At 68.8% G+C, this 17,985-nt stretch carries 14 protein-coding genes and 1 tRNA gene; 8 read left to right on the plus strand and 7 right to left on the minus strand.

The window, feature by feature from the left end; genetic code table 11:
* Positions 1 to 30: 30 nt before the first annotated feature.
* The gene (locus tag BM066_RS09355; RefSeq protein WP_018113138.1) at positions 31 to 969 is read right to left on the minus strand and encodes a cation diffusion facilitator family transporter; all 939 of its coding nucleotides are present in this window, start codon (positions 967 to 969) and stop codon (positions 31 to 33) included.
* A gap of 182 nt (positions 970 to 1,151) precedes the next feature.
* Complete coding sequence (locus BM066_RS09360; protein WP_018113137.1) at positions 1,152 to 2,276, minus strand: citrate synthase/methylcitrate synthase; 1,125 nt, start codon at positions 2,274 to 2,276, stop codon at positions 1,152 to 1,154.
* 77 nt (positions 2,277 to 2,353) lie between these two features.
* Here BM066_RS09360 and BM066_RS09365 point away from each other — a divergent pair, with 77 nt between their 5' ends.
* Together BM066_RS09365 and BM066_RS09370 are read left to right on the plus strand one after the other, a co-directional pair.
* Complete coding sequence (locus BM066_RS09365; RefSeq protein WP_018113136.1) at positions 2,354 to 3,511, plus strand: citrate/2-methylcitrate synthase; 1,158 nt, start codon at positions 2,354 to 2,356, stop codon at positions 3,509 to 3,511.
* A 159-nt stretch (positions 3,512 to 3,670) separates the two neighbouring features.
* Complete coding sequence (locus tag BM066_RS09370; RefSeq protein WP_029589450.1) at positions 3,671 to 4,636, plus strand: hypothetical protein; 966 nt, start codon at positions 3,671 to 3,673, stop codon at positions 4,634 to 4,636.
* Between the two features lie 84 nt (positions 4,637 to 4,720).
* Here the strand turns inward: BM066_RS09370 and gltB are convergent, their stop codons facing one another.
* Genes gltB through BM066_RS09385 form a run of 3 tightly spaced genes read right to left on the minus strand, consistent with a single transcriptional unit; the run spans position 4,721 to position 11,114 of the window.
* On the minus strand, positions 4,721 to 9,247 hold the full coding sequence (gene gltB, locus BM066_RS09375) for a glutamate synthase large subunit (RefSeq protein ID WP_089926638.1): 4,527 nt from the start codon (positions 9,245 to 9,247) through the stop codon (positions 4,721 to 4,723).
* 26 nt (positions 9,248 to 9,273) lie between these two features.
* Positions 9,274 to 9,663 carry a VOC family protein gene (locus BM066_RS09380; protein WP_018113133.1) on the minus strand — a complete coding sequence of 130 codons (390 nt, stop codon included), beginning with the start codon at positions 9,661 to 9,663 and terminating at the stop codon, positions 9,274 to 9,276.
* A gap of 5 nt (positions 9,664 to 9,668) precedes the next feature.
* A complete protein-coding gene (locus BM066_RS09385) occupies positions 9,669 to 11,114 on the minus strand; it encodes an NAD(P)-dependent oxidoreductase (RefSeq protein ID WP_018113132.1) in 1,446 nt (481 codons plus the stop codon).
* Positions 11,115 to 11,537: 423 nt separating this feature from the next.
* Here BM066_RS09385 and BM066_RS09390 point away from each other — a divergent pair, with 423 nt between their 5' ends.
* Both BM066_RS09390 and BM066_RS09395 read left to right on the plus strand, forming a co-directional pair.
* Positions 11,538 to 13,034 carry a phosphomannomutase/phosphoglucomutase gene (locus BM066_RS09390; protein WP_089926580.1) on the plus strand — a complete coding sequence of 499 codons (1,497 nt, stop codon included), beginning with the start codon at positions 11,538 to 11,540 and terminating at the stop codon, positions 13,032 to 13,034.
* Between the two features lie 232 nt (positions 13,035 to 13,266).
* Positions 13,267 to 14,076, plus strand: coding sequence for an undecaprenyl-diphosphate phosphatase (locus BM066_RS09395; RefSeq protein WP_089926583.1), 810 nt, complete (start codon positions 13,267 to 13,269; stop codon positions 14,074 to 14,076).
* 137 nt (positions 14,077 to 14,213) lie between these two features.
* Here BM066_RS09395 and BM066_RS09400 read toward each other — a convergent pair whose 3' ends face one another.
* Together BM066_RS09400 and BM066_RS09405 are read right to left on the minus strand one after the other, a co-directional pair.
* On the minus strand, positions 14,214 to 14,555 hold the full coding sequence (locus BM066_RS09400) for a hypothetical protein (protein ID WP_018060956.1): 342 nt from the start codon (positions 14,553 to 14,555) through the stop codon (positions 14,214 to 14,216).
* A 90-nt stretch (positions 14,556 to 14,645) separates the two neighbouring features.
* Complete coding sequence (locus BM066_RS09405) at positions 14,646 to 15,602, minus strand: complex I NDUFA9 subunit family protein (RefSeq protein WP_089926585.1); 957 nt, start codon at positions 15,600 to 15,602, stop codon at positions 14,646 to 14,648.
* 144 nt (positions 15,603 to 15,746) lie between these two features.
* Between BM066_RS09405 and BM066_RS09410 the strand changes: the two genes are divergently transcribed.
* From BM066_RS09410 to BM066_RS09425, 4 genes are all read left to right on the plus strand, one after another.
* Positions 15,747 to 15,833: transfer RNA gene (locus tag BM066_RS09410), tRNA-Leu, on the plus strand.
* A gap of 253 nt (positions 15,834 to 16,086) precedes the next feature.
* Positions 16,087 to 16,704 (plus strand): ribonuclease D, encoded by a 618-nt coding sequence (locus tag BM066_RS09415; protein WP_089926588.1) that lies wholly within the window; start codon positions 16,087 to 16,089, stop codon positions 16,702 to 16,704.
* An 11-nt stretch (positions 16,705 to 16,715) separates the two neighbouring features.
* Positions 16,716 to 17,372 carry an LPS export ABC transporter periplasmic protein LptC gene (gene lptC, locus BM066_RS09420; protein WP_089926591.1) on the plus strand — a complete coding sequence of 219 codons (657 nt, stop codon included), beginning with the start codon at positions 16,716 to 16,718 and terminating at the stop codon, positions 17,370 to 17,372.
* Between the two features lie 17 nt (positions 17,373 to 17,389).
* Positions 17,390 to 17,983 carry an LptA/OstA family protein gene (locus BM066_RS09425; protein WP_089926641.1) on the plus strand — a complete coding sequence of 198 codons (594 nt, stop codon included), beginning with the start codon at positions 17,390 to 17,392 and terminating at the stop codon, positions 17,981 to 17,983.
* Positions 17,984 to 17,985 lie beyond the last annotated feature (2 nt).

A 17,985-nucleotide genomic window follows, 5' to 3' on the forward strand; every position in this document is an offset into this window, starting at 1 on the left:
CACGCGGTCGGCAAGCCCGGCGATGCGCGTTCAGCGCGGCGGCGCCTCGCCGAACGCCCCGCCATGCGGCTCGGCCATGCCGCGCGGATCGGGGTGGAGCAGGATGTCGGCGGCCGGAAACGCCTCCAGGACCCGGTTCTCGGCCGCGACCATCACAGCGTGGGCGACGCTCAGGACCAGCGTCGGATCCAGGTCCATGTGGGCCTGGACGTGCATGTAGGGCCCCGAGGCGCGCGTGCGCACCTGATGGACGCCCAGCACCCTGGGATCGGCGGTCAGCAGGGCGATGATCCGCTCGCGATCCTCCAGCGGCAGCTCGTGGTCCATCAGCTGGTGGGACGCCTCGCGGAACACGCCGATCGCGCCCCACAGCAGCCACAGCGCCACGATCAGGCCGGCGGCGGCGTCCACCCAGGCCAGGTGCAGCAGGCTGGCCGCGCCGACGCCGACCAGCGACACGGCGTTCGAGGCCAGGTCGGCGGCGTAGTGGGCGCGGTCGCCCGACACCGCCACCGAGCGCGTCTTCCGGGTCACCTCGGTCTGGGCCCGGATCAGCATCAGGGTCAGGACGATCGAGGCGGCCATCACCCCCACGCCCAAGGCGCCGTGTTCGGGCGGCTCGGTGCGGGCGAAGGCGCGGACGGCTTCCTGGCCGATCAGGGCCGCCGAGGCGAACACCAGGCCGGCCTGGGTCAGGCTGGCGAACGCCTCGGCCTTGCCGTGGCCGAACCGGTGTTCGGCGTCGGGCGGCTCGGCGGCGTAGCGCACGGCGTAGAAGGTGATCAGCGAGGCGATCAGGTCCAGGCCGCTGTCGGCCAGCGAGGCCAGCATGGCCACCGAATGGCCGGCCAGCCAGGCCGCGCCCTTGATCACGATCAGCACGGCCGCGCAGGCGACCGACAGGGTCGTGACCCGGCGGGTCAGCACCAGGGACTCGGCGGCGGTCAGGGCGGGGGCGGAGGTCGACATTTCGTCTGTGTAGCAAGGGCGGCGATGCGCCCCCAGCGAGAACGACTCGCGCCTTCCTCCCCCGTGAAACGGGGGAGGTGGCCGCGCAGCGGACGGAGGGGGCCTGGCCGCCGCACGCCCCCCCTCCGCCACGATGCGTATTCGCATCGCGCCGCCTCCCCCGCAATGCGGAGGAGGAGAGCCTAGGCCGCCGCCTTGGTCCTCGGCCCGACATAGACCGATTGCGGCCGCACCAGCTTGCCCGTCGCAAGCTGCTCCCGCGCGTGGGCGATCCAGCCGGCCGTGCGGCCCATGGCGAACACGCAGGTGAAGCTGGCCGGCGGCAGGCCCAGGGCCTCCAGCAGCACGGCGGTGTAGAATTCGACATTAGTGTCCAGCGGCCGGCCGGGCTTGTGGTCGCGCAGGATCCGCAGGGCGGCCTGTTCCACCGCCTCGGCGAAGGCCAGGCGGCCGGGCACGGTCGTCGAGGCCAAATTAGTCTGAGATTGGGCCAGCTGGCGGATCGCGGCCTTCAGGGCGTCGGCGCGTGGATCGCGGACCCGGTAGATGCGGTGGCCGAAGCCCATCAGCCGGTCGCCCCGCGCCAGGGCCGCCAGGATCCAGGCCTGGGCGTTGTCGGGCGTCCCGATGGCGTCCAGCATCTCGATCACCGGCCCGGGCGCGCCGCCGTGCAGCGGGCCCTTCAGGGCCGAGAGCCCGGCCAGCACCGCCGAGGTCAGGCCGGCGCGGGTGGAGGCCACCACCCGGGCGGCGAAGGTCGAGGCGTTCAGGCCATGGTCGCAGACCGTGACCAGATAGGCGTCCAACGCCCGGGCCTCGCCGTCCGTGGCCGGAACGCCGCGCGTCATCGCCAGCACGTCGGCGGCGTGCGACAGGGCCGGGTCCGGGGCGACCGGCGACTGGCCGGCGGCGACCCGCAGCACGGCGGGGGTGAAGACCGCCGGGGCGGCGATCAGCACCAGGGCCGTGTCGAGGCCGTCGCCGTCCGGCAGGCGGGCGATCAGGGCGCGGACGGCCTCGACCGGATCGCGCCGGGCCAGGCCCTCGTCCAGGGCGGCGATCTCGGCGAAGGCGCGGACCCGGGCCGCCCCGAGCGCCGGGGCCAGGTCCGACGGCATGGCGTCGAAGAAGCCGTCCAGCAACAGGTGGGCGACGTCCTCGAACCCGGCGCGATGGGCCAGGTCCTCGACGGCGTAGCCCCGGATGGTCAGGCGGCCGGCCAGGCCGTCGACGTCGGAGAGCACGGTATGAGCGGCCACGACGCCTTCGAGGCTTTCGGGGACCGCGACGGAAGGACCTTGCGACATGGATTTAGGTCTCCTTTCGCCGCCAATCCACGCCCCTAGTGCTTGATCGTCAATCTTGATCAATATAATCAATATAAATGGCCGAATGGATCGACACGGAACAAGCGATGGCGGCGCTGGGAGTGCGGGCCCAGACGCTGTACGCCTATGTCAGCCGGGGCCGGGTAGGCGCGGCCGCCCATCCCGACGATCCGCGCCGCAGCCTCTATCGAGCCTCCGATGTGGCGGCGCTAGCGGCGAAGAAGGCTCGCGGCCGGCGCGCCGCCGACGTGGCGGCCGAGGCCATCGCCTGGGGCGAGCCGGTGCTGCCCTCGGCGATCACCACGATCATCGAGGGTCGCCTCTATTATCGTGGCCAGGACGCCGTGGACCTGACCCGCATGCACGGCCTGGAGCAGGTCGCCCGCCTGCTGCGCGGCGGCCACGGCGCGCCATTGACGGGTCCCGAACCGAAGAAGCCGAAGAAGGGCGAGACGCCCCGCGCCCGACTGTTCTCGACCCTGGCCGCCCGCGCCGGGATCGACCCGCCGGCCCGGGGCCGCGCGCCCCTGGCCCTGGCCATGGAGGCGGCCGGCCTGCTGGAGGCCGCCGCCGACGCCGTGGCCGGGTCGATCGGCGCGGGTCCGATCCACCAGCGCCTGGCCGAGGCCTGGGGCCTGGACGCGTCCGGCGCCGATCTGGTCCGCCGGGCCTTGGTGCTGCTGGCCGACCACGAGTTGAACGCCTCGACCTTCGCGGTGCGGGTCGCGGCCTCGACCGGATCGTCGCTGGCGGCGGCGTCCCTGGCCGGGCTGGCGGCGCTGGCGGGACCGCTGCACGGCGGCATGGCCGCACGGGTGGAGATGTTCGTCGACGAGGCCGAACGGCGTGGACCGGTCAGGGCGGTGGCCGAACGCCTGGCCCAGGGTTCGGCCATGCCCGGCTTCGGCCACCCGCTCTATCCCGACGGCGACCCCCGAGCCGCGGCCCTGCTCGACGCGTTCGAAGTTCCGCCCCCGCTGGAGGCGTTGCGCCGCGAGACCGAGGCGGCCACGGGCTTGGCCCCCAATATCGACTTCGCCTTGGTGGCCCTGGCCCGGACCCTGGCCCTGCCGGCGGACGCGCCCTTCAGCCTGTTCGCCGTGGGCCGCATGGCGGGCTGGCACGCCCATGCCATCGAACAATTGCAGACGGGGCGCCTGATCCGCCCCAGGGCGCGCTATGTGGGCCAGAGGCCGAACGCGCCCGGCGCATGAGCCCAGTTTCGATCCACGCGCGCCCGGAAACGGCCACGATCGCATCCATGCAATCTCAGATCGAAATATAGCCCCTAATTCAACCTTCTAGCTTTTCTACTATTGATGTAGCTTGGCCAAGCCTGAACGCATGCGTTTTGGCTAAAAGGGGCAGGAACAATGAAAAACCTCATGATATTGGTCGGCGCCGTTCTGGCGCTCGCGGCTTCTCCCGGCGTGGTGAGCGCCCAGGCAACGCGAACCTGGGTGTCCGGCGTGGGCGATGACGTCAACCCATGTAGCCGCACCGCGCCGTGCAAGACGTTCGCCGGGGCGATTTCCAAAACCGCGGCCGGTGGTGAAATCAACGTGCTGGATCCCGGGGGCTTCGGCACCGTCACGATCACTAAATCGATCACCATCGGCACCGATCCCGCCATGGGCGGCATTCTGAACGCCGCCAGCAACGGGGTCATCGTCAACGCGGCGGCTACCGATGTCGTAACGTTGCGTGGACTGGTGATCTCGGCTCCCGCCGGCGCCTCAACCGGACTCAACGGCGTCCGCATCCTGAACGCCGCCACCGTCAACATCGAGAACAGCTACATCTACGGCAACCGGGCCTTAGCGCCGAACGGCAACGGCATCGTCGTGCAAAACACCTCGGGCACCGTGCGGCTCAACGTCACCGACACCCTGGTGTCGGAGAACGGCAGCGCCTCGACGGACGGGGGCGGCATCGTCGTGATTCCGACGGGCACGGGCGGGGCGATCGTCAATCTCGAGCGCGTCATCGCCATCGACAACTCGCGGGGCGTTCGCCTCGACGCCTCGGGCACTTCGGGATCGGTCAAAACCACCATCACCAACAGCAATATTTCCAGCAACACCCTTGCCGGCATTCACAATGTCAGCAACGGCTCCGTGGCGAGCACCTACATCTCCGACACGATCTCGGCCAATAATTCAGGCGGCCTGAACTCGATCGGCGCCGGTTCCGTGGTGACCATCAACCGCAGCAGCTTCTTCGGAAACAATACCGGTCTGCAGGTGGTCAGCGGGGGTCTCATCCAGAGCTATTCGAACAACAGCGTCAACGGAAACTCCGTCGATGGCGCTCCGACCTCGACGATCACGCCGAAATAGGGCGCGAGCGCCCGACCATGAGCGCCGCGAAGACGCTCATGGTCGGGCTTTGGGTCGCGCCCTGGATTGTCGGCGGGCCCGCTTTCAAGCCCGCTCGTTCACCGCCTCTTCCGCGGTCAGCGGCTGGGGCAGGCGAGAGACCATTTCCTTCGGGCAGACCTGCCAGAACAGGTCGCGCACGCGGTCCCAATCGCGGATCAGGCTCGCGGCGAAGGCCGAGTCGGTCTCGCGGGCGTGCTCGGCCAGCAGCGAGCGCAGCACGCCTTCCCAATAGGGCGAGGCCAGGCGTTGAACCAGGATGCTCTCCGGATTGACCAGGGTCTCGAACCGGTCGTGCTGGTCGAGGACGAAGGCCATGCCGCCGGTCATGCCGGCCCCGAAGTTGCCGCCCGTCGGGCCCAGGATCACCACCTGGCCGCCGGTCATGTACTCGCAGCCATTGGCGCCGCAGCCCTCGACCACCGTGGTGGCGCCCGAGTTGCGGACCGCGAAGCGCTCGCCGGCCTGGCCGGCCGCGAACAGCCGGCCCGAGGTGGCCCCGAACAGCACGGTGTTGCCGATCAGGGTGTTGGTCTCGGGCGCGGCCAGGCCGCGGGCCGGCTTGATCACGATCGTCGCGCCCGACAGGCCCTTGCCGACATAGTCGTTGGCCTCGCCGGTCAGCTCGATGCGCAGGCCCTGGACCGCGAAGGCCCCCAGGCTCTGGCCGGCCGAGCCCTTGAGCTGGACGGTCAGGTGGCCGGCGGGCAGGCCCTTCATGCCGAACTTGCGCACGATGTGGCTCGAGGTCCGCGAGCCGATCGACCGGGCCGTGCTGCGGACCGTGTAGGTCAGCTGCATCTTCTCGCCGCGCTCCAGCAGGGGCGCCGCGTCGCGGACGATCTGGGCGTCCAGGGTGTCGGGCACGGCGTTGCGGCCGCCCTCGACGGTGCAGTAGGGCTTGTTCTGGCCGGGATCGGCGCGAACCAGCAGCGGGTTCAGGTCGAGATCGTCCAGGTGCTCGCCGCCGCGCGACACCTGAGCCAGCAGGTCGGTGCGGCCGACGATTTCCTGCAGCGACTTGAAGCCCAGGCCCGCCAGGATCTCGCGGACCTCCTCGGCGACGAAGCTGAACAGGTTGATCACCTTCTCCGGCGTGCCGGTGAACTTGGCGCGCAGGGCCTCGTCCTGGGTGCAGACCCCGACCGGGCAGGTGTTGGAGTGGCACTGGCGGACCATGATGCAGCCCATGGCGACCAGCGAGGCCGTGCCGATGCCGAACTCCTCGGCCCCCAGCATGGCGGCGATCACCACGTCGCGGCCGGTGCGGATGCCGCCGTCCGTGCGCAGCACCACCGAGTGGCGCAGGTTGTTGAGGGTCAGGACCTGGTTGGCCTCCGACAGGCCCATCTCCCACGGGCCGCCGGCGTACTTCACCGAGGTCTGGGACGAGGCGCCGGTGCCGCCGACGTTGCCGGCCACCAGGATCACGTCGGCCTTGGCCTTGGCGACGCCGGCCGCGATCGCGCCGATGCCGGTGGCGGCGACCAGCTTGACCGTGACCCGGGCGATCGGGTTGATCTGCTTCAGATCATAGATGAGCTGGGCCAGGTCCTCGATCGAATAGATGTCGTGGTGCGGCGGCGGGCTGATCAGCATCACGCCGGGCGTGGCGTGGCGCAGCCGCGCGATCATCTCGGTGACCTTGAAGCCGGGCAGCTGGCCGCCCTCGCCGGGCTTGGCGCCCTGGGCGACCTTGATCTCGATCTCGCGGCACTGGTTCAGATATTCGGCGGTGACGCCGAACCGGCCCGAGGCCACCTGCTTGATGGCGCTGTTGGGGTTGTCGCCGTTCGGCAGGGGCTTGTAGCGCGCGGCGTCCTCGCCGCCCTCGCCCGACACCGACTTGGCGCCGATCCGGTTCATGGCGATGTTCAGCACGCCGTGCGCCTCGGGGCCCAGGGCGCCCAGGCTCATGCCGGGGGTGACGAAGCGCTTGCGGATCTCGTTGACGCTCTCGACGTCGTCGGTCGAGATCGGGTTACGGTCCGATCGCCAGTCCAGCAGGTCGCGCAGCTGGATCGGCTTCTGTGTCCGCAGGCCGTTGGACCAGCGGCGATAGAGCTCGAAGTCGCCGGTGTCGCAGGCGCTCTGCAGGGTGTGGATCAGCCGCGCCTCGAAAGCGTGGGCCTCGCCCGAGCGGCGCAGCTTGTAGAGCCCGCCGACCGGCAGGGTCACGGCCGGCTCGCCCCAGGCCTTGCGGTGCAGCTCGACCGCCTTGCTCTCCAGGCCGGCCAGGCCGATGCCCGAGATGCGCGAGGGCATGCCGGGGAAGAACTCGGCCGCCAGGGCGCGCGACAGGCCGACGGCTTCGAAGTTGTAGCCGCCGCGGTACGAGGAGATGACGCTGATGCCCATCTTGGAGATGATCTTCAGCAGGCCGCCCTCGATGGCCGTCTTGAAGTTGATGCAAACGTCGCGCAGCGACTTGTCGCCGACCAGGCCGCGCTCCAGGCGGTCCTGGAAGCTTTCCTGGGCCAGGTAGGCGTTGACCGCCGTGGCCCCGACCCCGACCAGCACCGCGAAATAGTGGGTGTCCAGGCACTCGGCCGAGCGGACGATGATCGAGACGTACGAGCGCAGGCCCTTGGCGACCAGGTGGGCGTGGACGCCGCCGGTGGCCAGGATCATCGGCAGGGCGACGCGATCGGCTTGCGAGCCCTCGTCGGTCAGGACGATGGCGCCGCAGCCGCGCAGCACCGCGTCCTCGGCCTCGGCCCGGATGCGGTCGAGATTGGCCCGCAGGGCGTCGCCCGGACGCGCCTCGGAAGCCGGCAGCGGCATGGTGCAGTCGATGACGGCGACATTCTTCTGGCCCAGCAGGCCGTGGATGCGCTCGTACATGCCGGTGGTCAGGACCGGGCTTTCCAGCACGTACACATCCGCTTGCGCGGCGTCCTGGGCCAGGATGTTGCCGAGGTTCTTGAACCGGGTCTTCAGGCTCATGACGCCGGTCTCCCGCAGCGGGTCGATCGGCGGGTTGGTCACCTGGCTGAAGTTCTGGCGGAAGAAGTGGCTGAGCGGCCGGTACTTTTCCGACAGCACGGCCAGGGGCGCGTCGTCGCCCATCGAGCCGACGGCTTCCTTGCCCTCCTCGACCATCGGGGCCAGGACCATTTCCAGGTCTTCCAGCGAGAAGCCGGCGGCGGCCTGGCGGCGGGTCAGCTCCTCGCGGCCGTACTTGCGCGGCTCGGGACCCGGGCCAATCTCCTTTTCGAGATCGACCATGTTGCCCAGCCAGTCGGTATAGGGGTGGCGGCCGGCCAGCTCGTCGATGATGGCGTCCTCGCCATAGAGCTTGCCGCCCACCAGGTCGATGGCGATCATCCGGCCCGGCGAGATCGCCAGCTTGCGGGTGATGCGGCTTTCCTCGACGCCGCACATGCCCGCCTCCGAGCCCATGATCACCAGGCCGTCGTCAGTATAGGCCACGCGCAGCGGGCGCAGGCCCGAGCGGTCCTTGCCGGCCACCACCCAGCGGCCGTCGGTGGCGCACAGGGCGGCCGGGCCGTCCCACGGCTCCATCACCGCGTTGCAGTAGCTGTAGAGGGCCTTGTGGGCCGGCTTCATGTGCGGGCTGTTGGCTTCCGGCACCAGCAGGGTCTTGGCCATCGGCGCGTCGCGGCCGGCCCGGACCAGCACCTCGAAGGTGTTGTCCAGGTTGGCCGAGTCCGAGCCGCCCGGCTGGATCACCGGCTTCACGTCGTCCCCGAACTCGCCGAAGGCGTCGGCCGCCATCTTGATCTCGTGGGACTTCATCCAGTTGATGTTGCCCTTGATGGTGTTGATCTCACCATTGTGGGCCAGCATCCGGAACGGCTGGGCCAGGCGCCATTGCGGGAAGGTGTTGGTCGAATAGCGCTGGTGGAAGATCGCCACCGCCGCGGCGAAGCGCTCGTCCTTCAGGTCCGGATAGAACTCGTCGATGTGCTCGGCCAGGAACATGCCCTTGTAGATCAAGGACTTGGCCGAGAACGAGCAGATGTAGAAGTCGCTGATGTTCTGGGCGTGGACGCGCTTTTCGATGCGCTTGCGGCACAGGAACAGGGCCCGCTCCAGCGCCTCGCCCTCCAGGCCGGCCGGGGCGGCCAGCATGATCTGCTCGATCTCGGGACGGGTGGCGTTGGCCTTCTCGCCGATCACCGAGGTGTCGACCGGCACCTGGCGCCAGCCGTAGATGTAGAAGCCGAAGCGCAGGGCCTCGGCCTCGACGATCGTGCGGCAGGCCTCCTGGGCGCCCAGGTCGGTGCGCGGCAGGAAGACCTGGCCGACGGCGATCGGGCCCTGGCGCAGGGCGTGACCCGTGCGGCGCACCTGGTCGACGAAGAAGTCCTGCGGGACGCTGACCAGCACCCCGGCGCCGTCGCCGGTCTTGCCGTCGGCGTCGACCGCCCCCCGGTGCCAGAGGGCCTTGAGGGCCTTGATCGCCAGCTCGACGACCTCGCGGCGCGGCTGGCCGTCGATGGCGCAGACCAGGCCCACGCCGCACGCGTCGCGCTCGGTCGAGGGGTCGTAGGCGTGGCCGTCGATCAGGGCCTGGCGGTTCTTCAGATAGAGCTCGGCCTGGGTCATGGCTTTATCGGTCAGCGCTTGATCGGTCATTGTTGGGCCCTCAACCGGCTCGGCCATCCGACGCGGACCAGGGTCTGGTCCGGATCGGACAGGGAAAATTCGTACATGCCCCAGGGCTTGTCGCCGGGGCCGTGCTTTTCGATGGTCTCGCCGACGAAAGCCTTGGCCAGGTCGTCGACGTTCTCGGCGTAGAGATAGAGGCCGAACGGGTTCTGGCCCGGGACCAGCCAGCCCTCGACCGCGTCGGTCAGGTGCAGGAAGCCGCCCTGGCCGTTGGCCAGCATGCGGTAGCCTTCGTGCGCGCCCTTTTCGTCCTCCGGCTGGCGGAAGCCCAGGCGCGCGTAGAAGGCCTCCGACGCGTCGAGGTCGTTGCAGGGCAGGATGGCGATCAGGGCGCCGGAGGGCGAGGCGGGCATCGCCCCTACTCCGCCGCGATCAAGGCCGGCGAGGCCTTGGCCTGCAGGTAGCGGTGCATGGCGTCGGCGGCGTCGCGGCCGTCCTTGATCGCCCACACCACCAGCGAGGCGCCGCGCACGATGTCGCCGGCCGCGAACACCCCGTCCAGATTGGTCATCTGGTGGCGGACGTCGGCCTTGACCGTGCCCCAGCGGGTGGTCTTCAGGTCGGGCGCGGACCACAGTTCCGGCAGGTTCTCGGGTTCGAAGCCCAGGGCCTTGACCACCAGCTGGGCCGGACGGTCGAAGTCGCCGCCGTCGATCTCTTCCGGGGTCTGGCGGCCCGAGGCGTCCGGGGCGCCCAGGCGCATGCGGATGGCCCGCACGCCGGTGACGCCCGAAGCCTCGCCCATCACGGCGCGAGGGGCGGCCAGCCATTCGAAGGTCACGCCTTCTTCCTCGGCGTTGGCCACTTCGCGCAACGAGCCGGGCATGTTGGCCTTGTCGCGGCGATAGAGGCAGGTGACCGAGGTGGCGCCCTGGCGGATGGCGGTGCGCACGCAGTCCATGGCGGTGTCGCCGCCGCCGACCACGACCACGTCCTTGCCCTCGGCGTTCAGCTCGCCGCTGTCATAGGCCGGGACCTCGTCGCCCAGGGTCTTCTTGTTGGAGGCGATCAGATAGTCCAGGGCCGGCACCACGCCCTGCGAGCCCGAGCCCGGGGCGGTCAGGTCGCGCGCGGCGTAGACGCCGACGGCGATCAGCACCGCGTCGTGCTGGTCGCGCAGCTGCTGCAGGGTGGCGTCGCGGCCGACCTCGAAGCCCAGCTTGAACACCACGCCGCCGTCGGCCAGGCGCTGGGTGCGGCGCTCGACCACGTCCTTCTCCAGCTTGAAGCCGGGAATGCCGTAGATCAGCAGGCCGCCGGCCCGGTCGTGGCGGTCGTAGACGGTGACGGCGTAGCCTTCCTCGCGCAGCTTTTCGGCGGCGGCCAGGCCGGCCGGGCCAGCGCCGACGATCCCCACCGACTGGCCGCGGTCGGCCTTGGCGGCCAGCGGCTTGACCCAACCCATCTCCCAGGCCTTGTCGGTCAGGTAACGCTCGACCGAACCGATGGTCACCGTGCCGTGGCCCGACTGCTCGATGACGCAGTTGCCTTCGCACAGCCGGTCCTGAGGGCAGATTCTACCGCAGACCTCCGGCATGGAGTTGGTCGCCTGCGACAGCTCGTAGGCTTCCTGGATCCGGCCCTCGGCGGTCATCCGCAGCCAGTCGGGGATGTTGTTGTGCAGCGGACAGTGGGTCTGGCAGAACGGCACGCCGCATTGCGAGCAACGCGAGGCCTGCTCTGAGGCTTTCGCGTCGATGAAGTCGGCGTAGATCTCGTGGAAGTCGCCATTGCGCGCGCTGGCCGCCCGCTTTTCGGGCGTCGTGCGGGCGACGGTCGTGAATTTCAGCATGCGCTCGGCCATGCGACTTCCCTCGTCCCCGCTGCCGGGGAAAAATTTGCGTGCGCGAGCCTCTTACGGACTCTTCGCGGCAAGAAGAATGCATAAGTCAAAATTGTAGACAAATTTATCCGCGACGCTGGTAGGGCTATTGCGAGCGACTCGCAGCGATGGGGGTTATTGGTCCACTTTATGGACAGAGGCCAAATTCCCCGGACTCTCGGGCGGCTGCGCCGGTCGCGGCATTGCCTTGCTTGGAAGGCCGCTCTAACACGGCCCTTCGCCTCGTATCGGCCGAGCCCTCTCCTCGGGAATTGGCAAATCGTCACAAGCTCCGGATAGTCATCCCGGGATCTCGGCCCAGGCCTTGCGTTCGGCAAATCGGCCCGGGGCCGCGCCCGCCGCGACACCACCGCCCAGACCTCTTCAACGACAGAAACGCGATTGATGTTCTCCAAGCCCCGCGCCGATCTGGTTCCCAATACCGCCGCCTATGAAAACGAACCCCTGGTCAAGGCCACGGGCTTTCGGGAATACGACGCGCGCTGGCTGTTCGGGCCGGAGATCAACCTGCTGGGCGTGCAGGCCCTGGGCCTGGGCCTGGGGACCTACATCCACGAGCTGGGCCAGTCGAGGATCGTGGTCGGCCACGACTTCCGCGGCTATTCGCTGTCGATCAAGCAGGCCCTGACCCTGGGCCTGCTGGCCGCCGGCTGCGAGGTGCACGACATCGGCCTGGCCCTGTCGCCCACCGCCTATTTCGCCCAGTTCGACCTGGACATCCCCTGCGTGGCCATGGTCACCGCCAGCCATAATGAAAACGGCTGGACCGGGGTGAAGATGGGCGCTCAGAAGCCCCTGACCTTCGGTCCCGACGAGATGGGCCGGCTGAAGGACATCGTGCTGGGCGGCGCCTTCGTCGAGCGCGACGGCGGCAAGCTGATCCGCGTCGCGGGCGAGGCCGAGCGCTACATCGCCGACGTCGCCAAGCGCGCCCGGATCACCCGGCCGCTGAAGGTGATCGCCGCCTGCGGCAACGGCACGGCCGGCGCCTTCGCGGTCGACGGCCTGCAGCGCATGGGCGTCTCCGAGGTGATCGGCATGGACGTCGAGCTGGACTACACCTTCCCCAAATACAATCCGAACCCGGAAGACGCCGAGATGCTGCACGCGATGGCCAACGCCGTCCGCGAGCACGGCGCGGACCTGGCGTTCGGCTTCGACGGCGACGGCGACCGCTGCGGCGTGGTCGACGACGAGGGCGAGGAGATCTTCGCCGACAAGATCGGCCTGATGCTGGCCCGCGACCTGGCCCCGCTGAACCCGGGCGCGACCTTCGTGGTCGACGTCAAGTCCACGGGCCTGTTCGCCACCGACCCGATCCTGGCCGCCCACGGCTGCAAGGTGATCTACTGGAAGACCGGCCACAGCTACATCAAGCGCAAGAGCGCCGAGCTGGGCGCCCTGGCCGGCTTCGAGAAGAGCGGCCACTTCTTCATGAACGGCGACCTGGGCTACGGCTACGACTGCGGCCTGACCGCGGCGGCCGCCATCCTGGCCATGCTGGACCGCAATCCCGGCGTGAAGCTGTCGGACATGCGCAAGGCCCTGCCCGTGGCCTTCACCTCCCTGACCATGAGCCCGCACTGCGGCGACGAGGTGAAGTACGGCGTCGTCGCCGAGGTGGTGAAGGAATACGAGGACCTGTTCGCGGCCGGCGGTTCGATCCTGGGCCGCAGGATCACCGAGGTGATCACCGTCAACGGCGTGCGGGTCCACCTGGAGGACGGCTCGTGGGTGCTGGTCCGCGCCTCGTCCAACAAGCCCGAAATCGTCGTGGTCGTGGAGAGCACGCGATCGGCGGACGACATGCGGGCCCTGTTCCGCCAGGAGGTCAAACCGCGCCTGGGCGACCGGGTCGGCAAGTACAACCAGGAAATCTGACGCGCCCTGGCCAGGCCGCCGCCCGCTTTTCGAGCGGACCGGCCGGCCGCGCCGAAGGATCGACACGAAATCGGGGCAGGACGGTCTTGGACGACCGCCGGCGCCGTCTCCGCGGCGACCGCGGCGCGGCCTCGGGGATAAACCCAGTGTTCACCCCGCCGGGCGCACGCCCGGCGCGGGACTTTTTGTACGGTCGCGCGCCTGGAGGCCCGGCCCTTGAGAAGGACTGACGATGCCGGATTGGCTGATCGCGATCGTGCTGGGCCTGGTCGAAGGCCTGACCGAATTCATTCCCGTCTCGTCGACGGGACACCTGCTGCTGGCCAAGATCGCCCTGGGCCTGACCGATCCGACCTGGGACACCTTCATCGTCCTGATCCAGCTGGGCGCGGTGCTGGCCGTGGTCGCGGTCTATTTCCAGCGCCTGTGGCAGGTGGTGGTCGGCCTGCCGACCAAGCCGGAAGCCCGCCGCTTCGCGCTGAGCGTGATCATCGGCTGCATCCCCGCCTTCGCCGCCGGCCTGCTGCTGCACGGGGTGATCAAGCACTTCTTCGAGAACCCGTGGCTGCCGCAGGTGATCTGCGTGTCGCTGATCGTCGGCGGGATCCTGCTGCTGATCGTCGACAAGAAGGCCCCCGCCCCCAGGGAAATGGACGGCATGGCGCTGAGCCTGAAGACCGCCTTCCTGATCGGCCTGTTCCAGTGCCTGTCGCTGCTGCCCGGCGTGTCGCGCTCGGGCTCGACCATCGTCGGTTCGATGCTGATCCGCGTGGAGCGCAAGGCGGCGGCCGAGTTCAGCTTCTTCATGGCCATCCCGATCATGGTCGGGGCCTTCGCCCTGGACCTGCTCAAAAGCTACAAGGACATCGACCCCAGCCACGCCGGGACCATCGCCATCGGCTTCGTGGTGTCGTTCCTGTCGGGCCTGGTGGTGGTCAAGACCATGATCGCCTTCATCGGCAAGCGCGGCTTCACCCCGTTCGCCTGGTGGCGGATCGTGGTGGGGGTGATCGGCCTGGGGCTGATCTACATGCCGCGCTGAGGGCGAGCGCCGGCCCCGAGCCGGCGCCGCTCAGGCGCTTGGAGCGTTTTCGAGCGAAGCGGACACACCGGTTCGCGTGAAGAAAATGCGCCGAAACAAAGATCTGGGGCGTCCGACCTGATGTCGGGTCGGACGCTTTAGTCGACGATGCGGAAATAGTTGATGGCCTCGGTGTCGGGCCAGTCCGCGCAGCTTCCCATGCCGATGATGACGATCTTCTTGCCTCGGGCCTGGGCGCTCAACAAGGCCGCAAGCTGGGCTTGGCCGGCGACGGTGCCGGCGTTCAACGACCAGCCATAGCCAACGCCGTGACAAGCCGGCGGCGTTCCCGTGCGCACCCCGGTTTGGGAGAAGATCACCACGCCGTTGCGCATCGGCATGACGCCGACGATGTAGCCTTCCGCGGCGTCGGTCGCGGCGGCCGGCGCCGCAATCCCGCAGGTCGCCAGGCAAGCCGCGACCAATATCTTCTTCAGCATGGAGCCCCCTTGGATGCGGTAAAGCTTAAGGAGGCGCACGCGAAAGTGGAAGTTGGAAAAGTTGTCGCCGAGATCGTTTTTCGCGCGGACCTAGAACGCCCCCGCCGGGACCTCGGCGTACTGGCCGCCCTTGCGGTAGCGGTAGAGGTAGGACGGGACCACCGCCTCGACGGCGGTCGGGACGACGCCGGCCTCGGCCAGGCCCGGCAGGCCGTGGTCGGCGACGTTGTCGGTCTTCAGACTCTCGACCTGGTCCGAGGTCAGCGGCGGGGCGATCGGCGACAGGTCGCCGACCTTGCCGATCAGGCCGGCCGCGAAGAACGGGATCGAGGCCAGCACGCGGTTGCGGCCGGTCTCGCGCAGGATCAGCTCCATCAGCGCCTTGAAGCTGTAGACGGCCGGACCGCCCAGCTCGTAGGTCAGGCCCTCTGCGGCCGGATGGGCCACGGCCTTGGCGATCACCGCGGCGACGTCGGCGACATAGACCGGCTGGAATTTCGTCTCGCCGCCGCCGATCAGCGGCAGGGCGGGGAACAGGGCGGCCATCTGGCCGAACTTGTTGAAGAACTTGTCCTCGGCGCCGAAGATGATCGACGGGCGGATCACCACCGCGCCCGGGAAGGCGGCGCGGACGGCCGCCTCGCCCTGGGCCTTGGTGCGCTGGTACTTCGAGGACGAATCGAGGTCGGCGCCGATGGCCGAGACCTGCACCAGGCGCTTGGCGCCGGCCGCCTTGGCCTGCTCGGCGACGGTCTTGGCGCCCATCACGTGCAGGGTCTGGAACTTCTGCCGGCCGCTTTCCCACAGGATCCCGACCAGGTTGACCACCGCCTCGGCGCCATCGACGGCGCGGGCCACCGACGGGGCGTTGCGGACATTGGCCTGCACCACCTCGATCTGGCCGACGTCGCCCAGCATCCGCATGCGGTAGGCCAGGTTGGGATTGCGCACCGCCACCCGCACGCGATGGCCCGCCTTGGCGAGCGCCCGTACGACCTGGCCGCCGACGAAGCCGGAGCCGCCGAACACCGTGACCAGACCTTGCATAATCAACCTCGTCCTAAACCCGTGAGCCGGGGGATAGACGAGCCGGCGATCATTCGCAACGAAATGCGCAACTAAGCGATTGACGCGGTCAAAACCTTTGCATAAACGTCCCGGCCTCGCGGCGGTCCACGGATCGCTTCGCAGGCCCAGGTGGCGGAATTGGTAGACGCGCTGGCTTCAGGTGCCAGTGACTGAAAGGTCGTGGAGGTTCGAGTCCTCTCCTGGGCACCACCCCCTACCAACCTTCGAAAGAAGGTCGGGGTGGCGCCGAAAGTGTCCGGGCTTCAAGTTTCCAGGCTGGGGCCCGACTTCGGAAAGTTTCCCGACAATAGAAACCCCGTAAGCTCAACCAGGGGCTGGCGATGGTCGTGGCCAACGGATAGATATCCTGTTCATCCGGCCTATAGTGTCGGCGCCCATCATCAGGCGTGTCGGAATTCGCAACGTCCCGTGCGACGAGACCGAGGCGCGGAGACGAAGAGACTTGGCCAACTTTCTGCATGAAGGCGATCTTCCGGACGGCGCTTTCGCCGGCGCGACCGCGGTCGCCATCGATTCCGAGACCATGGGCCTGCGCCTGGGGCGCGACCCGCTGTGCGTGGTCCAGCTGTCGTCGGGCGACGGCGACGCCCACGTGGTGCGCCTGGACCGCTCGACCTATGACGCCCCCAACCTCAAGCGCCTGCTGACCGATCCGGCCGTGGTGAAGCTTTTTCACTTCGGCCGCTTCGATATCGCCATGTTCCTGTTGCATCTGGGCGTCATGACGGCCCCCGTGTACTGCACCAAGATCGCCAGCAAGCTGGCCCGCACCTATACCGACCGCCACGGCCTGAAGGACGTGACGCGCGAACTGGTCGGCGTCGAGCTGTCGAAGGTCCAGCAGAGCTCGGACTGGGGCGCGCAGACGCTGTCGCCCGAACAGCTGGCCTACGCGGCCTCCGACGTGCTGCATCTGCACGCCCTGCGCGAGCGTTTGGACGCCATGCTGGTCCGCGAAGGCCGCATGGACCTGGCGAAGGCCGCCTTCGACTACCTTCCCCACCGCGCGGCCCTCGACCTGGCCGGCTGGGAAGACGTCGACATCTTCGCGCACAGCTGAAGGCCGGAGGCATGACCACCCTCGAGGCGGACCGGGCGGGATACAGGCGGGACTTGCGCCGGTGGCGCCGTCGCTCGCGTCGCGTCCGCCTGGCGCGCGTGGTGCTGCCGATCGCCATGGTCGCCCTCCTCTCGACGGTCGGCGGTCAGGTGGCGTGGCGCTCCATCACCGCCGGCGATCGCCGGCCGGCCGAGAGCAAGGCCCAGATCCGCATGGTCACGCCGCGCTTCTACGGCCAGTCCAGCGACGGGCGGCCGTTCATCATCACCGCCCGCTCGGCGGTGCGCGACGAAAACGACCTCAAGCGGGTGTTCCTGGACGCCCCGACCCTGACCCTGGGCGTGGGCAGCCCGGCCCCGACCCGCTCGACCGCCGACCGCGGCGTCTATCGCGAAGACACCCTGAAGCTTCAGCTGTACGGCAATGTCCGCATGGACGACGGGGCCGGCTATCGCTTCGCCTCGGACGAGGCCCTGGTCGACACCCGCAACGGCAACACCACCGGCGAAACCGAGCTGCAAGGCGAAGGTCCTACTGGACAGGTGCAATCCAACGCATACTCCGTATATGACAAGGGCGACCGCATCATCTTCCGGGGCGGCGTCAAGACACGGATCGACCGGAAGACGGGCCAACCGGTCCCGGAACAAGGGACGGCTCCCGAATAGACATGAGGACCTGGTTGATGAATCGATGGATGGCGCCGACGGCGATCGCCCTCAGCCTGTTGAGCGGCCCGGCCCTCCTGGCAGGCTTCGGGGGCGCGGCCATGGCCCAGACGACCGCCGGCGGCGGCAACAATTCCAGCGCGCCGGTGGACATCTCCGCCGACGAGCAGGAGGTCATCAACAGCCAGTGCAAGACCATCTTCCGCGGCGCGGTCGAAGTGTTGCAGGACAAGGCCCGCATGCGGGCCGCGACCATGACTGTCTACAACCGTCGCAAGACGCCCGGTAAAAACTCTTCGCCGACCGGCAACAACGACTGCGGCGACGTCGACCGCGTCGAGGCCGACGGCAACGTCTTCTACGTGACGCCCGAGCAGACCGTACGCGGCGACCACGCCGTCTACGACTACGCCACCGACACCATCGTGGTGACCGGTGACGTCGTGGCCGTCCAGGGCCAGGACGTGGCCCGCGGCGACCGCATGACGATCAAGACCAAGACCAACGACGTGAAGATGGAATCCAACGCCACGGGTCGCGGCAAGACCCGTGTGCGGGCGGTGCTCTATCCCGACCAGAACAAAGACAAGAAGCCCGCCGGCAAGCCGTAGGA

It is taken from the genome of Caulobacter sp. UNC279MFTsu5.1 (assembly GCF_900114015.1).
GTDB lineage: Bacteria > Pseudomonadota > Alphaproteobacteria > Caulobacterales > Caulobacteraceae > Caulobacter.

Coding starts and splice junctions, on each gene's coding strand:
- BM066_RS09385 (WP_018113132.1), bottom strand. CDS start 11,114: ATGGCCGAGCGCATGCTGAAATTCACGACCGTCGCCCGCACGACGCCC.
- BM066_RS09370 (WP_029589450.1), top strand. CDS start 3,671: ATGAAAAACCTCATGATATTGGTCGGCGCCGTTCTGGCGCTCGCGGCT.
- BM066_RS09395 (WP_089926583.1), top strand. CDS start 13,267: ATGCCGGATTGGCTGATCGCGATCGTGCTGGGCCTGGTCGAAGGCCTG.
- BM066_RS09380 (WP_018113133.1), bottom strand. CDS start 9,663: ATGCCCGCCTCGCCCTCCGGCGCCCTGATCGCCATCCTGCCCTGCAAC.
- BM066_RS09360 (WP_018113137.1), bottom strand. CDS start 2,276: ATGTCGCAAGGTCCTTCCGTCGCGGTCCCCGAAAGCCTCGAAGGCGTC.
- BM066_RS09400 (WP_018060956.1), bottom strand. CDS start 14,555: ATGCTGAAGAAGATATTGGTCGCGGCTTGCCTGGCGACCTGCGGGATT.
- BM066_RS09425 (WP_089926641.1), top strand. CDS start 17,390: ATGAATCGATGGATGGCGCCGACGGCGATCGCCCTCAGCCTGTTGAGC.
- BM066_RS09365 (WP_018113136.1), top strand. CDS start 2,354: ATGGCCGAATGGATCGACACGGAACAAGCGATGGCGGCGCTGGGAGTG.
- lptC (WP_089926591.1), top strand. CDS start 16,716: ATGACCACCCTCGAGGCGGACCGGGCGGGATACAGGCGGGACTTGCGC.
- BM066_RS09390 (WP_089926580.1), top strand. CDS start 11,538: ATGTTCTCCAAGCCCCGCGCCGATCTGGTTCCCAATACCGCCGCCTAT.
- gltB (WP_089926638.1), bottom strand. CDS start 9,247: ATGACCCAGGCCGAGCTCTATCTGAAGAACCGCCAGGCCCTGATCGAC.
- BM066_RS09355 (WP_018113138.1), bottom strand. CDS start 969: ATGTCGACCTCCGCCCCCGCCCTGACCGCCGCCGAGTCCCTGGTGCTG.
- BM066_RS09405 (WP_089926585.1), bottom strand. CDS start 15,602: ATGCAAGGTCTGGTCACGGTGTTCGGCGGCTCCGGCTTCGTCGGCGGC.